The sequence below is a fragment of the Kribbella sp. NPDC051137 genome (genome assembly GCF_040682535.1).
Lineage (GTDB): Bacteria > Actinomycetota > Actinomycetes > Propionibacteriales > Kribbellaceae > Kribbella > Kribbella karoonensis.
Genome location: NZ_JBFBBI010000005.1, coordinates 800,574 through 815,024, shown reverse-complemented (window position 1 = coordinate 815,024; position 14,451 = coordinate 800,574). Strand labels below are relative to the sequence as shown.

At 68.5% G+C, this 14,451-nt stretch carries 13 protein-coding genes and 1 riboswitch; of the genes, 6 read left to right on the top strand and 7 right to left on the bottom strand.

Annotation, left to right across the window (positions count from 1 at the left end):
- Positions 1 to 54 precede the first annotated feature (54 nt).
- The 5 genes from AB0M51_RS29860 to AB0M51_RS29840 all read right to left on the bottom strand — a co-directional run bounded on the left by AB0M51_RS29860 (position 55) and on the right by AB0M51_RS29840 (position 5,599).
- Positions 55 to 810: a sugar phosphate isomerase/epimerase gene (locus AB0M51_RS29860; RefSeq protein ID WP_344189115.1), complete on the bottom strand. Its 756-nt coding sequence runs from the start codon at positions 808 to 810 to the stop codon at positions 55 to 57.
- Positions 811 to 825: 15 nt separating this feature from the next.
- A complete protein-coding gene (locus tag AB0M51_RS29855) occupies positions 826 to 1,641 on the bottom strand; it encodes a sugar phosphate isomerase/epimerase (protein ID WP_344189117.1) in 816 nt (271 codons plus the stop codon).
- Positions 1,638 to 2,786, bottom strand: coding sequence for a dihydrodipicolinate synthase family protein (locus AB0M51_RS29850; RefSeq protein ID WP_344189119.1), 1,149 nt, complete (start codon positions 2,784 to 2,786; stop codon positions 1,638 to 1,640). Before AB0M51_RS29850 ends, AB0M51_RS29855 begins: the two co-directional genes overlap by 4 nt.
- Entirely contained in the window at positions 2,786 to 3,946 is a 1,161-nt protein-coding gene (locus AB0M51_RS29845; RefSeq protein WP_344189121.1) for a Gfo/Idh/MocA family oxidoreductase, read from the bottom strand. Before AB0M51_RS29845 ends, AB0M51_RS29850 begins: the two co-directional genes overlap by 1 nt.
- Before the next feature lie 231 nt (positions 3,947 to 4,177).
- A complete protein-coding gene (locus AB0M51_RS29840; RefSeq protein ID WP_344189123.1) occupies positions 4,178 to 5,599 on the bottom strand; it encodes an FGGY family carbohydrate kinase in 1,422 nt (473 codons plus the stop codon).
- A gap of 167 nt (positions 5,600 to 5,766) precedes the next feature.
- Here AB0M51_RS29840 and AB0M51_RS29835 point away from each other — a divergent pair, with 167 nt between their 5' ends.
- Genes AB0M51_RS29835 through AB0M51_RS29820 form a run of 4 tightly spaced genes read left to right on the top strand, consistent with a single transcriptional unit; the run spans position 5,767 to position 9,519 of the window.
- Positions 5,767 to 6,687 carry a nucleoside hydrolase gene (locus AB0M51_RS29835; protein WP_344189126.1) on the top strand — a complete coding sequence of 307 codons (921 nt, stop codon included), beginning with the start codon at positions 5,767 to 5,769 and terminating at the stop codon, positions 6,685 to 6,687.
- The gene (locus tag AB0M51_RS29830; protein ID WP_363751417.1) at positions 6,684 to 7,679 is read left to right on the top strand and encodes a sugar phosphate isomerase/epimerase family protein; all 996 of its coding nucleotides are present in this window, start codon (positions 6,684 to 6,686) and stop codon (positions 7,677 to 7,679) included. Before AB0M51_RS29835 ends, AB0M51_RS29830 begins: the two co-directional genes overlap by 4 nt.
- The gene (locus AB0M51_RS29825) at positions 7,676 to 8,554 is read left to right on the top strand and encodes a transketolase (RefSeq protein WP_344189130.1); all 879 of its coding nucleotides are present in this window, start codon (positions 7,676 to 7,678) and stop codon (positions 8,552 to 8,554) included. The genes AB0M51_RS29830 and AB0M51_RS29825 overlap by 4 nt, the downstream gene beginning before the upstream one ends.
- Entirely contained in the window at positions 8,551 to 9,519 is a 969-nt protein-coding gene (locus tag AB0M51_RS29820; protein ID WP_344189132.1) for a transketolase C-terminal domain-containing protein, read from the top strand. Before AB0M51_RS29825 ends, AB0M51_RS29820 begins: the two co-directional genes overlap by 4 nt.
- Here AB0M51_RS29820 and ribB read toward each other — a convergent pair.
- Complete coding sequence (gene ribB / locus AB0M51_RS29815) at positions 9,503 to 10,117, bottom strand: 3,4-dihydroxy-2-butanone-4-phosphate synthase (RefSeq protein ID WP_344189134.1); 615 nt, start codon at positions 10,115 to 10,117, stop codon at positions 9,503 to 9,505. The two genes, AB0M51_RS29820 and ribB, sit on opposite strands and share 17 nt — an antisense overlap.
- A gap of 74 nt (positions 10,118 to 10,191) precedes the next feature.
- A riboswitch (FMN riboswitch) is annotated at positions 10,192 to 10,325 on the bottom strand.
- Positions 10,326 to 10,519: 194 nt separating this feature from the next.
- Between ribB and AB0M51_RS29810 the strand changes: the two genes are divergently transcribed.
- Together AB0M51_RS29810 and AB0M51_RS29805 are read left to right on the top strand one after the other, a co-directional pair.
- Positions 10,520 to 11,497, top strand: a complete 978-nt coding sequence (locus AB0M51_RS29810) for a sugar-binding transcriptional regulator (protein ID WP_344189136.1) — start codon at positions 10,520 to 10,522, stop codon at positions 11,495 to 11,497.
- Entirely contained in the window at positions 11,487 to 12,839 is a 1,353-nt protein-coding gene (locus AB0M51_RS29805; protein WP_344189138.1) for a threonine/serine exporter family protein, read from the top strand. Before AB0M51_RS29810 ends, AB0M51_RS29805 begins: the two co-directional genes overlap by 11 nt.
- Here AB0M51_RS29805 and AB0M51_RS29800 read toward each other — a convergent pair.
- On the bottom strand, positions 12,836 to 14,362 hold the full coding sequence (locus AB0M51_RS29800; RefSeq protein ID WP_344189140.1) for a DUF4185 domain-containing protein: 1,527 nt from the start codon (positions 14,360 to 14,362) through the stop codon (positions 12,836 to 12,838). The genes AB0M51_RS29805 and AB0M51_RS29800 overlap by 4 nt on opposite strands.
- Between the last annotated feature and the right edge of the window lie 89 nt (positions 14,363 to 14,451).

Sequence of the window (14,451 nt, the reverse complement as noted above, 5' to 3'; positions counted from 1 at the left end):
TCGTGAGCAGACGTATCCACAGCTGACCCGGTTAAGCGTTTGTTGTCACAGCTCTCAGTACCGCAGTTCGGTCAGGCCCCGGTAGCTGCGCTCGGCCGACTGCCAGGCGTCCGTCGGCTTGTCGTGCTCGACCAGGTACTGCTGTACGCCGCCGGATTCCGCGTGCGCGAACATCGCGCCGAAGTCCAGCTTGCCCGCGCCGACGTCCTCCCAGGAACCGTCCTCGGCCATGTCCTTCACGTGCAGCGCGGGGAACCGGCCCGGGTGCTCCTGGAACAGCTTCGCCGGGTCGTGCCCGCCGTCCACCGCCCAGTACAGATCCAGCTCGAACCCCAGCAGCTCCGGATCGACGTCCAGCAGGATGTCGTACAGCACCCGCCCGTCGACTTCGTCGAAGTCGTGCCCGTGGTTGTGGAACAGCAGCTTCAGCCCCGCGTCCCGCGCCGCCTTGCCGGCCTCCACGAACGCCGCCGCCGCGGTCTTGAACCCCTCCACCGAGTGCAGCTCCGACGGGATCGACGGTACGACGGCCCACTGCCCGCCGAGCGTCCGTACGTCGGCCAGCGCCCCAGCCCAGTCGTCGCTCATCCGCGCGTACCCGACGTGCTCGAGCACGATCGCCAGACCGGCGTCGTCCGCGAAGCCGCGGATCGCCTCCGCACTGTGCTCGAACCGCCCACTCACCCCCACGGTCCGATACCCGATCTCCGCGAGCCGCTTCAGCGTCCCCGGATAGTCCTGGGCCAGCAGGTCTCGCATCGTGTACAGGTGCATCCCGATACCGTCGGCGGGGATGATCCGGTCAGTCATACAGGTACTCTCCTTTTAGAGGACGTGTTCCTGATACCTCGCGTACGCCAGGTCGAAGACTTCTTGGCCCGGCGCGTCCCACAGTTTCTGGTTGAAGATCTCGACCTCGATCGGGCCGTCGTACCCGGCCGCGTCGCAGGCCTCGCGGAGCCGGCGGAGCTCGATCGCGCCGTCGCCCATCATGCCCCGGCTGAGCAACGTATCGGCCGGCAGCGGCACCACCCAGTCGCTGACCTGGTACGACACGATCCGCGCGCCGGCCCGCTCGATCTGCCGGTACACGTCCGCGTCCCACCACAGGTGGTACGCGTCCACGATCACGCCGACCTGCTCGACCGGGAACTGCTCGGCCAGGTCGAGCGCGCCGCCCAGCGACGACACCACGCAGCGGTCCGAGCAGAACATCGGGTGCAGCGCCTCGACCGCGAGCGTGACCCCGCGTTCGGCGGCGTACGGCGCGAGTTCGGCCAGCCCGTCGCGGACCATCGCGCGGGCGCCGTCGAGGTCCCGCGAGCCGGGCGGCAGGCCGCCGCTGACCAGTACGAGGACCGACGTACCGATAGTCGCGGCTTCGTCGACCGCGCGCCGGTTGTCCTCGATCTTCGCCTGCCGTTCGGCGGCGTCGGTCGAGGTGAAGAACCCGCTGCGGCACAGCGAGGAGACCTTCAGTCCGGCGTCGGCGACCAGCTTCGCCGCCTTGTCCACGCCGTACTCCTGGATCGGCTCGCGCCACAGCCCGACCCACTCCAGCCCGGCCTTCGCGCTGGCCCCGACGACGTCCTCGAGCGGCCAGTACTTCGTGGTTGCCTGGTTCAGGCTGTACCGGTTCATGCGTCGATTCCGCCCACGCGCAGGAGCTGACGGAAGCGGTCGACGGCGAGCTCGGGATTCGTCAGTACGCCGGCCTGGTCCGCCAGCCGGAACGTGTCCGCCAGATGCGGCAACGACCGCCCCGTCTGCAGCCCGCCGACCATCGTGAAGCCGGGCTGGAACCCGTTCAGCCAGGCGAGGAAGGCGATGCCGGTCTTGTAGTAGTACGTCGGCGCGGAGAAGATCTGCCGGGCGAGCGGAACCGTAGGCGCGAACACCCGCTCGTACTCCGTTCTGTCACCACGATCCAGAGCACTCAGAGCGGCCGCTGCCGCCGGGGCGATCGCCGCAAAGATCCCGAGCAGCGCGTCGCTGTGCCGCCCGCCGTCCCCGCGGATCAGCTCCGGGTAGTTGAAGTCGTCGCCCGTGTAGAGCCGGACGCCGTCAGGGAGCTGATTGCGTAGGGCAACTTCCTTCGAGGCGTCGAGCAACGAGATCTTGATCCCGTCGACCTTGTCCACGTTGTCGTTGATCAGCTCGACAACCGTCTGCAGTGCAGCGTCGAACGATCCGCTGCCCCAGTAGCCTTCCAGCGCAGGGTCGAACATGGGGCCGAGCCAGTGCAGGATGACCGGTTTGGTGGACTGTGTGAGGAGCCGGTCGTACACCTTGCGGTAGTCGTCCGGCGATTCCGCGGCCGCACACAACGCCCGGCTGGCCATCATGATCGGCTGTGCGCCGGCGTTCTCCGCCACTGCGAACTGTTCTTCATAAGCTGCCGTGACCGCATCGATCGAATGCTTGCCTTCAGCAAGCTGATCGGTCCCCGCGCCGACGGCGATCCGCCCGTCGGGCGCCTCCGCGGCCGAGCGGCGGATGAGTTCCTGGGTGGCGGCCCAGTCCAGGCCCATGCCGCGCTGCGCGGTGTCCATCGCCTCCGCGACCGACAACCCGAGCGACCACAAGTGCCGCCGGAACTCCAGCGTGTGCTCCCAGTCCACCACCGCCGGCGCTCCCGGCGAGTTGTCCCCCAACGGATCTGCCACTACATGTGCCGCCGCGAACGCCAACCGCGAGGTGGCAGGCGCATAGGTGCCCTGAGCAACCGGTTCGCCGACCAGTTGATAGTTCTTCAACCCACCCTCGGCGGGAAGTTTCAGTTCCATCAGTTCGCCTGCAGATCGAGCGTCGGGACCTCGAGCTTGCGGCCTTCGTGCCAGGACTTCAGGCCGAGCTCGGCCAGCTGGACGCCCTTGGCGGCCTCGACGAAGTCCCAGGTGAACGGGGTGTCGTCGACGACGTGCCGCAGGAACATCTCCCACTGCACCTTGAAGCCGTTGTCCATCACCTCGTTGTCCGGCACGGTCGCCCACTGGTCGCGGAACTTCTCGGTGGCCGGGATGTCCGGGTTCCAGACCGGCTTCGGCGTCGCCGAGCGGTGCTGCACCCGGCAGTTCCGCAGCCCGGCGACCGCCGACCCCTCGGTCCCGTCCACGTGGAACTCGACCAGCTCGTCCCGGAACACCCGGGTCGCCCACGACGAGTTCAGCTGCGCGACGATCCCGCCCTCCAGTTCGAACACGCCGTACGCCGCGTCGTCCGCGGTCGCGGCGTACTCGTTGCCGCTCTCGTCGACCCGGGTCGGGATGTGCGTGGCGCCCTGGCAGTACACGGACTTGACCTCGCCGAACGTCTGGTCGAGCACGTACCGCCAGTGGCAGAACATATCCAGGATGATGCCGCCGCCCTCTTCGGACTTGTAGTTCCAGGACGGCCGCTGCGCCTCCTGCCAGTCGCCCTCGAAGACCCAGTACCCGAACTCGCCGCGCACGGAAAGGATCCGGCCGAAGAACCCGCCGTCGACCAGCCGCTTCAGCTTCCGCAGGCCGGGCAGCGACAGTTTGTCCATCACCACGCCGTTCTTCAGCCCGGAGCCGACGACCAGTTTCGCCAGGTCGACGGCCGCGTCCAGGCTCTCGGCGATCGGCTTCTCGCAGTAGATCGCCTTGCCGGCCTCGACGGCGGCGCGGACGCCCTTCTCACGGAGCTGGGTGAGCTGGGAGTCGAAGTAGATCTCGACGTCCGGCGCGGCCAGCGCCTCGGCGAGGTCGGTGGTCCAGCGCTCCAGCCCGTACTGCTCGGCGATCCTGCGCAGCTTCAACTCGTTCCGGCCGACCAGGATCGGCTCGGGGATGATCATCGTGCCGTCGGCGGCGGGGATCCCGCCCTGCTCGCGGATCGCCACGATGGAACGCTCGAGGTGCTGGCGCAGGCCCATCCGGCCGGTGACGCCGTTCATCACGATGCCGATGCGTCGCTCGTTCACAGTCTGACCTCTCACGTTCGGCCCGTCCCCGCTCGGAAAGGGCTTTCCAAAGATTCTGCCGCAACCATAGGTGGGCCGTCGAGACCCAGTCAACCTCTTGTGGAAAGCGATCTCCGGGGGCTCGTCCGTACGCGCCGACAGGACATGTCCCTCCAAGGTCTCTCGGCCTGAGCCTGATCGAAGCCCACTGCGGGCGCCGATGGGCGTATATGTCCTGTCGTTCTGTACGCGTCAGGCCGTGCGGGTGGTGGTGACGGCGGCGGACCAGCCGGCGCGGCGGTCGGTGCGGGCCTCCGGGGTGAGGTGGGGCTCGAAGCGGCGGTAGGTGCGGGTCTTCGACCAGCCGGTGGTCGCGCCGAGTGTGGACCAGGCCAGCTCGGCCGCGCCGAGGGCGGAGATCTCCGGTACGTCGGCGGCCTGGACCGGCCGGCCGAGGAGATCCGCCTGGGTCTGCATGAGCAGATCCGAGATCGTCGCGCCGCCGTCGGCGCGCAGGGTGCTGAGTCCGCCGGGGATCGTGTCGGTGATGTCGCAGATCTGGTGTGCGACCGCGTCGACCGCGGCCCGCGCGAGGTGGGCGCGCGTCGTGGAGCTGCTCATGCCGGTGAGGGCGGCACGCGCCTCGCGGTCCCAGTGCGGCGCGCCGAGCCCGGCGAAGGCCGGCACGAGTACGACGCCCTCGGCCGCCGCGACGGTTGCCGCGAGCTCCATCAGTGCGCCGACGTCCGGGAGGCCGAGCAGGTCGGCGGTCCAGGCGAGTGCCGCGCCGGAGGAGACGATGTTTCCTTCCAGCGCGTAGACGGGCCGATCGGTCTGCCAGGCGAGCGTGCAACCGCTCGGGACGAACTCCGCGACCGGCGTCATCACCGACGATCCGGTGCCGTACGTCGCCTTCACCATCCCGGTCCGCGTACACCCCTGGCCGTACATCGCGGCGTGCGAGTCCGCGAGGACGGCGACGATCGGGATCCCGTCCGGTAGACCCGGCACGTCCTTCGTGGACCCGAAGCCGGCATCGGACGGCCGCACCTCGGCGAGAGCCGAACGCGGCACACCGAACGCATCCAGCAACTCGGCGGACCAGTCCAGCGTCGTCAGGTCGTACAGCAAGGTGCGTGACGCGTTCCCCGCCTCGGTCAGGTGCTCCCGTCGGCCGGTCAGCCGGTGAATCAACCAGCTGTCGACGGTGCCGACGTACGCGTCGGAACGGTCGAGCAACCAGCGCATCTTCGGTGCCGAGAACATCGCGTCGACCCGGAGCCCGGTACGTCGGCGTACCAGCTCGTCGACCGCTGCGGGCAATTGCGCACACCAGCTACTGGTCCGAACGTCCTGCCAGCCCAGCACCGGCCCGACCGGGCGTCCGGAGCGATCCCACCCCACAACAGACTCCCGCTGAGTGGAAAGTGCAATCCCCACAATCTCCACCCCACCACCGCCCGCGCCCCCGGGGGCGGTGGTGTGTAGGCAGGTGGTGATCGCGTTGAGGGTGCTTTGCCAGACGTCCTCGGCGTCCTGTTCCACCCAGCCGGGTCGGGGGTGGGAGATCCGGACGGGGTGCGAGCCGGTGCCGAGGATCGCGCCGTCCGCGGTGATCAGAGCGGCTTTGGAGTTGGTGGTGCCCTGGTCGATGGCGAGTACGGCCTGGTGCATCGGCGCTCCAAGTTTCAACTGAGGTCTTGACGGGACTCTAGCCTCGTGGCGACACTCAATGCGACAGATTATGCACTAGTGAATATCTATTCAATCTCGCTCCGCTCGCTGAAGGAAAGAGCAGCCGCCTTCGGCGGCGGGGTGATCGGGAGAAGCGGGAGTCAAGGGTGAAGCCGAGCAGACGCCGGGTGATCATCGACACCGATGCCAAGAACGAGGCCGACGACCAGTTCGCGATCGTGCACGCACTGTTGTCGCCGACCTTCGACGTCCGCGGGCTGATTCCCGCGCACTTCGGCACCCACCGGTCGGACCGGAGTATGGAGGAGTCCCGCGAGGAGATCGACCTGCTGCTGGATCTGACGGACCTCACCGGCAAGGTCACCGTCGCGAACGGCGCGACCACCGGCATCCCGGACGAACGGACCCCGCTGGACTCGCCCGGCGCGCGGCTGATCATCGAGGAGTCCGAGCTGGCCTCGAAGAACGACCCGCTGTTCGTGGCGTTCCTCGGCCCGATCACCGACATGGCGTCGGCGATCCTGCTCGAGCCCGACCTGGTGAACCGGGACGTGATCGTGATCTGGATCGGCGGCCGCGGCTACAACGGCTACGCGGCCGACCACCGGATGGAGTTCAACCTGTCGAACGACATCCACGCCGCGAACGTCGTGTTCGGCTCGGGCATCACCGTCTGGCAGGTCCCGAGCGACGTCTACACGATGGTCTCGGTCAGCTATGCGGAGCTCGAGGACAAGATCGGCGACGCCGGCCCGCTCGGTCGCTACCTGATCGACCAGCTGGTCGAGTGGAACGCGACGTACCACGGCGAGCCGATCGAGTCCCGCTCGCTCGGCGACTCGCCCGCGATCTCCCTGATGCTCTACCCGCACAGCGGCAACTTCCGGACCCGTCCGGCGCCCCGCTTCGGTGTCGACGGCTGGTACCTGCCCGGCACCGACAACCCGATCCAGGTCTGCGAACAGGTCGACGTCCGCTTCCTGCTGGAAGACATGTTCGCCAAGATCCGCCGCTTCGCCCGCTCACGGGCTGAATCCGCCCCACACCAAGGAGAATCCAAACCATGACTGAGATGCCGGTCTTCGGCGCAGGTATCTGGCACTTCGCCACCTACAAGGACCGCTACGCCACCGACGGGTACGGCGAGCCCGTCGGTCTGCTGGAGCAGATCGACCGGGCCGGCGCGGTCGGCGACCTGTCCGTCGTCGACCTGAACTGGCCGTTCGCCGGGTACGACGGAACGCTCGACGACGTGAAGGCCGCGCTGCGGCGGAACAACCTGAAGGCGATCGCGATCACCCCGGAGATCTACACCAAGGACTTCGTCAAGGGATCGTTCACCAACCCGGACCCCGCCGTACGCAAGCAGGCGCTGGAACTGTTGCACCAGGCAACCGAGCTGGCGAAGGACCTCGGCTGCTCGTACGTGAAGCTGTGGCCGGGCCAGGACGGCTGGGACTACCCGTTCCAGGTGAACTACCACGACGTCTGGAACCTGGCGCTGGACGGGCTGAAGGAGCTGGTGTCGGCGCATCCCGACATCAACTTCGTGATCGAGTACAAGCCGCGTGAGCCGCGGGTGAAGATCATCTTCCCGAACGTCGCCCGGACCCTGCTCGGCATCGAGAAGATCGGTCTACCGAACCTCGGCATCCTGCTCGACTTCGGCCACTCGCTGTACGGCCTGGAGACGCCGGCGGACGCGGCGCAGCTGGCGATCGACTACGGCCGGCTGTTCGCGATCGACGTGAACGACAACCTGCGCGGCTGGGACGACGACATGGTGGTCGGCTCGGTGCACCTGGTGGAGACGTTCGAGTTCTTCCACACGCTACGGAAGAACAACTGGGACGGCGTCTGGCAGCTCGACCAGTTCCCGTTCCGCGAGGACAGCGTGCAGGCGGCGAAGCAGGCGATCACGTTCCTGAAGGCGATCCACCACGCGCTCGACGTCCTCGACGACGACGCGTTGGCCGCCGCGCAGGCCTCCCACGACGCACTGGCCGCGCAGAAGCTGGTCCAGAAGGTCCTGCTGAGTTCGATGGCGGAAATCGTATGAGTTTGACTGTCGAGCACGCGACACTGCCGGTGCTCGGGCGGTTGCCGGTCCACAGCAGCCGTGCCGAGCAGATCGCGCACATCGCCGAGGCCGCCAAGCAGATCCGGATCCAGGACCTCAAGCTCGTCCACCACGCCGGCGCCGGGCACATCGGTGGCGATTTCTCCGCGATCGACATCCTGGCCACGCTGTACGGCGCGGTCCTGGACATCTCACCGGACACCGTGAACGACCCGGAACGCGACCGCTTCATCCTCAGCAAGGGGCATGTCGCGGGCGCGCTCTACACCACGCTGGCGGCCTTCGGTTTCCTGCCGGTGGAAGAACTTTCCACGTTTCTGAAACCGTTGTCCGCGCTCAACGGGCACCCGAACCGGAACAAGGTGGCCGGCGTCGAGGCGAACACCGGCCCGCTCGGGCACGGCCTCCCGGTCGCGGTCGGGCACGCGCTGTCGGCGAAGCTCGACGTCTCGTTGCGCCGTACGTACGTGCTGGTCGGGGACGGCGAACTGCAGGAGGGCTCGAACTGGGAGGCGATGATGGCGGCCTCGCAGTACCAGCTCGACCGGCTGACCGTGATCGTCGACCGGAACCGGCTGCAGCAGGGCGCGACCACCAAGGAGACCAACGACCTCGACCCGCTGCCGGAGAAGGCGGCGGCGTTCGGGTTCGCGGTCGTCGAGGTGAACGGGCACGACCACGGCGAGCTGCTCGACGTGCTGTCCGCGGTCCCGTTCCGGCCGGGCAAGCCGACCTTCGTGATCGCGCACACGCACAAGGGCCACCCGATCTCGTTCATGAGCAACAACGTCGCCTGGCACCACCGCGTACCCGATGCCGCTGAGTACCAGCAGGCCCTGAAGGAGCTTCGATGACCGTCCTTGAGACCCGGTCGATCGCCGACCAGCCGCGGTACGACTGCCGGGACGCGTACGTCGAGACGCTCGCCGAGCTCGCGCACGCCGACCACCGGATCGTTGGCGTCGTCAACGACTCGGTCGGGTCCAGCAAGTTGACCAGCTTCCGGAAGGCGTTCCCGGACCGGTTGATCAACGTCGGGATCGCCGAGCAGGACATGGTCGGCGTCGCCTCCGGGCTGGCCAACGGCGGCCGGATCCCGTTCGTGTCGGCTGCGTCCTGCTTCCTCACCGGCCGCGCGCTCGAGCAGATCAAGGCCGACGTCGCGTACTCGAACACCAACGTGAAGCTCTGCGGGATGAGCCCCGGCGTCGCGTACGGCGAACTCGGCCCGACGCACCACTCGATCGAGGACATCGCCTGGCTGCGGGCGATCGCGGGGATCCGGATCATCGTCCCGGCGGACCCGATCGAGACGGCGGCGGCGCTCCGCTGGGCGGCCGCGACGGAGGGACCGGTGTTCATCCGGGTCAGCCGGATGAGCGTGCCGAAGGTGTACCCCGAGGACTACACGTTCGAGCTCGGCAAGGCGATCACGGTGCGCGAAGGCAGCGACGTGACCGTGATCAGCAACGGGACCGTGCTGTGGCGGGCGCTGGCCGCCGCCGAGCTGCTGGCCGCGGAGGGGATCTCGGCGCGGGTGCTGTCGATGCCGACGGTGAAGCCGTTGGACGTCGACGCTGTCGTCGCTGCGGCGCGGGAGACGGCCGGCATCGTGACCGCCGAGGAGGCGGTGGCCGGCGGCGGTCTCGGCGGAGCGGTGGCCGAGACCGTCGTACAGCATCATCCGGCGCGGGTGTCGATGCTCGGCTTCACCGAGTTCGCACCGACCGGGTCGGCCGGTTACCTGCTGGACCGGTACGGGCTGTCGGCCGAGGGCATCGCCGGAGCCGCCCGCACGCTGGTCACGACAGGTAGCTGACGAGATCCGCGATCGAGATCATCGCGAAGCCATGAGCGTCGGCGAACGCGCGCAGGTCCGCACCTGTCATCAGCGTGCCGTCGTCGTTCATGAGCTCGCCGATCACACCGACCGGCGGGAGACCGGCCAGCCGGACGAGTTCGACAGTGGCCTCGGTGTGACCGGGCCGCTGCCGGACTCCACCGTCGACGGCCCGCAACGGCAGGATGTGACCGGGCCGGATCAGGTCCGCGGGCCGCGCCGTCGGATCGGCCAGTACGCGGACGGTCCGCGCCCGGTCCGCGGCGGAGATGCCGGTACCGACACCGGTCGCCGCGTCCACGGAGACGGTGTACGCCGTTCGCAGACTGTCCTGGTTGTCCGGGACCATCAGCGGGAGCTCGAGCCGGTCCAGGACCTCGGAGGTGGTCGGCGCGCAGACGTATCCGCTGGTGTGACGGACGAGCAGCGCCATCAGTTCGGTAGTCGCGAGGCTCGCGGCGAAGGTCAGGTCGCCTTCGTTCTCACGGTCCTCGTCGTCGACGACCACGACCGGCCGTCCGGCGGCGATCTCGGTGACGGCGTGTTCGATGGTGTCCAGGCTGGTGATGGTGTTCACGTTCGTTGTCCTCTCGGCCTGGCACTCCGGGGCAACGACAGACCCCACGCCCCGGTTTCAGGGACGTGCGGTTGCCACGTGCGTCTTCCCATCCGGACTTTCACCGTCGGTCCCGGAGTTCCACCAGGTCAACCGCTCCTTCTTGCGAAGTCACGGGTCGCGGACTGTCACCGCCGGCTCGGAATTTCACCGACCCCAGAGCACGTGTGTTCTTCTCCTCCTCAGCTTAACGGCAACCAGCACCCCGGGAGTGTCATGTCCATCTCATCCCCGTCTGGCACGACGCGGCGCGTTCGGGACCGAGCCGCGGGACACGCCGGAGAGTCCATTGCCTGATGTTGGTGGCGCACCGAGGGTCTACATCTGCCTATAGTCCAGTTTGATCGTGTTGAGAGGGGTGTCGTGAACAGCAACCGCGCGGTGCGCCAGCCGGGGCTGGACGAGCTGCGGCTGCTTGCGAAGGTGGCCCGGATGTACCACGAGAAGGGCATCCGGCAACCGCAGATCGCCGCCGAGCTGAACCTGTCCCAGGCGCGCGTCTCGCGGATGCTCAAGCAGGCCGTCGAGGTCGGCATCGTGCACACCGTGGTGACCATGCCGAGCGGGGTGCACAGCGACCTCGAGGACGAACTGCAGGGGCGGTACGGCCTGCGGGACGCGGTCGTCGTGGACACGATCGGCGCCGGCGACGAGGTCCTGCCCGCGCTCGGGTCGGGCGCGGCGGCGTACCTGGACATGACCCTCACCGGCGGGCACGTGGTCGGGATCTCCTCCTGGAGCGAGACGCTGATCTCGGCCGTCGACCGGATGCCGCGCAAGAGCGTGCCGGTGGTCGACAAGGTGGTGCAGATCGTCGGCGGGCTGGGCGACGCGGCGGTGCAGATGCAGGCCACCCGGCTGACCGCGCGGTTCGCCGAGCTGACCGGCGGGATGCCGGTCTACCTGCCCGCGCCCGGCCTGGTCGGGACCCCCGCCGTACGCCGGGCGATGATGAACGACGTGTCAGTTCGCGACGTTCTGGGCACGTGGGGACAACTCACCGATGCCCTGGTCGGGATCGGCAGCCTCGAGCCCTCGCCGCTGCTGCAGCGCAGTGGGAACGCGGTTGCGGAGGCCGACCAGGACGAGCTCCGCAGGCTCGGTGCCGTCGGGGACGTGTGTTTCCGGTTCTTCGACGAAGAGGGAAAGCTCGTGCGCTCAACGTTCGACCAACGGGTCATCGGGGTGACCGCGAAGGAGCTGCTGGCGGTGCCGCGCCGGATCGGCGTGGCCGGCGGCGAACGCAAGTACTCCGCGATCCGCGCCGCCCTGCTCGGCGGCTGGGTGAACATCCTGATCACCGACCTCGCGATGGCCCATCGTTTGATCGATGGAGCCTGACGAGCAGCGGGAGGTCTACGCCACCATCGACCTGGCGTTGCGGGTCGGTGAGGTGCTGCTGTCCAGCGGCGCCGGTACGGCGGACGCGACCGCGACGATCCTCGGTGTCACCGCGGCCGGCGGGTTGCGCGGGTGCGAGGTCGACATCACGTTCACCTCGATGGCCGTCTCGTACCAGGAGGCGCCCGACGTCGCGCCCGAGACCCACATCCGGCTGGTCCGGTACCGCTCGCAGGACTTCTCCCGGCTGACCGACGTCGACCGGCTGGTACGGCGGTTCGCGCGCGGCGACCTGAGTCGCGAGGAGGCGTCTCGCGAGCTGGCCCGGCTGACGTCCGCGGGACCGCCGTACCCGCGGTGGAGTTCGGTGCTGGCCTGGGGCGTGATGGCCGGCGGCGCGACGCTGCTGCTCGGCGGCGGCTGGCTGATCACGCTGGTCGCGGTGCTGACCGCGATCGTCATCGAGATGAACAACCGCTGGTTCAACCGCCAACGGTTGCCCGCGTTCTACCAGCAGGTCGCCGGCGCGTTCGTCGCGACCGCGGTCGCCCTGGTGCTGTACTCCGTCCACGCGCCGGTGAAACCATCGCTGGTCGTTGCCGCGGGCATCATCATGCTGCTGGCCGGGATCGCCCTCACCGGTGCCGTCCAGGACGCGATCACCGGGTACTACGTGACCGCGGCGGCCCGCAGCCTCGAGGCGATGCTGCTCACCGGCGGGATCATCGCGGGCGTCTCGCTCGGACTCGCGCTGGCGCTGCGACTCGGGCTGAAGGTCGGGATCGAGCCGCAGACGATCCAGCTGGCGAACCTCCCGGTGATGGTGATCTCCGGCGCGGTGATGGCGGTCGCGTTCGCGTACGCGTCGTACGCGCCGCTGCGTGCCCTGCTGCCGGTCGCGGTGATGGGTGCGCTGGCCTCGCTGATCTTCACGTTGATGACCAGGGCGTCCTTCGGTCCGGCCTGGTCCACCGCGGCGGCTGCCTTCGTCGTCGGTCTCGGCGGGTACTCCGGCGGCCGGCGGACCGGCGTACCGCCGCTGGTCGTGGTGGTCGCCGGGTCGATCCCGCTGCTGCCGGGACTGACGATCTACAAGGGCCTCTACGAACTGACCGCGGGCGGCCAGCTGATCGGCATCGTCAGTCTCACCACCGCGGTCGCCATCGGCGTCGCGCTGGCGTCCGGGCTGATCCTCGGCGAGTACGTCGCCCAGCCGATCCGCCGCGAAGCCCGCCGCCTGGAAGACCGGTTGGCCGGCCCGCGCCTCGTCGGCCCGCGCCGCCCGGTCCGTCGCCGCACCAACCGCACCGGCCGACGCCGGCGCCGTACCCAGGACAGTTAGGAGACTTCCTCCAGGACAACGTCGTCGAGTTGCAGCCAGACGTCCTGGCTGTGCCCGAAGAAGCCGGCGTACAGCTGGATCAGCGACTGCTGCCCGGAGTTGAAGTCGACGCTGACCTGCGTGTACTGCGGATGGGCGCCGCCGGTCTGCTGCGCGATCGTCCGGCCGCGCAGGGTCCGGACGCCGAGCATCGTCTCGGAGTTGTTCTCCGCGGTCCGGACCCAGGCGGACAGCCGGTACCGGTGATTCGGCCGTACGGCGACCGTCTGCTGGAGCTGGTGGGCTCCGATCGAATCGCGGACGTACGCGTTGTTCGTGCCGCTGTGCGAGAGGTTGCTGCGGTCGATGCCGCCGGTGCCGCTCAGCTGCCAGGGCGCGGACGGCGTACCGCTGGTCTGGGCCTCGAAATCGGGATCACTGACCAGGTTGGTCGTCCGGCCGTCGTCGGTGAGCTTGGTGTGCATCAGGAACACGTTGTACGGATCCCACTGCGCCATCGTGAAGTACAGGTCCGGGCCCTGCGACCACGGATGCATGAAGGATCCGTAGAGCCCGGGGAAATCGGTGCCTTTGACAACGACCTGTTCGCCGCTCCACGGGCCGGTCAGGTCGGTCGCCGAGCGCAGCACGATCGAGGCGCGGTGCTCGTCGAGGTACATCATCAGCCACTTGCCGGTGTAGGCGTTCCACTGCACCGAGACCTCGCCGATCGGACCCGCCGCGACCGGTACGGCGGCGTCCTCCAGTGGTGACCAGGTCCGGCCGTCCCAGTAGCGCCACGCCTTCTTCTGCAGGACCTGCTGCTCGGGAACCCGGGCGAGGTGCGCGCTGCCGAACCGGCCGTTCGGCGTGCCGACCATGTATACGTATCCACCGCTCTTGGTGAGCGCCGTCATCTGGAAGTTGTCGTCCCAGGCCTTGGTGTTCTGCCAGCGGGCGCCGGCGTCCTTGGTCCAGGTCTCGCCGTTGTCGTCGGAGTACGCGAAGCCGGAGTAGTTCGTGAACCAGCTGCCGGCCGGTCCCCAGTAGTTGACCGACATGTACTGCACGTACTGGCGTTTACCGACCGAGATACCGGCGGTCGGGATCACCGTGTGCTCGTCGCGGTCGATCTTCTTGCAGGGCAGGAACTCCTTGGCGTGACCGGGCCGGTCCTCGGCGGCCGAGTCGAACGACATCCCGTCGCTCAGCTCGCGGTCGGTACTGCGGAGCAGCAGGTTGCACCGCCAGTCGATCGTGGCCTGGTCGCCGGCGCCGCCGCCCGGTCCGGTCCAGCCGCTGCCGTAGCTGTCGCCGAACGCGCTCAGGATCTCGCCGGAGCCGTTGTCCCAGAGGATGCCGAGGTCGGTCGCCTTCAACCCGAATCGCGCCTCGGTGTCGTTGATCGACTGCGGCCCGGTCAGCTTGGCGACGCGGTCGACGGGGGACGGTACGGCCGAGGCTTGGGCCGGGGTCGAGCGGTCGGCGGGCACCACGGCGGCCGCGATCAGGGCAGGGACGACCAACAACCATCGCTTCCGCATCAGGGTCTCCTCGGGCGGGTGGAGGTGTAGCCAGAAATCGATTTCCGCCACCGTAACCGGGGCTTTCGGCAGGGGTCAACGGGTGGCGT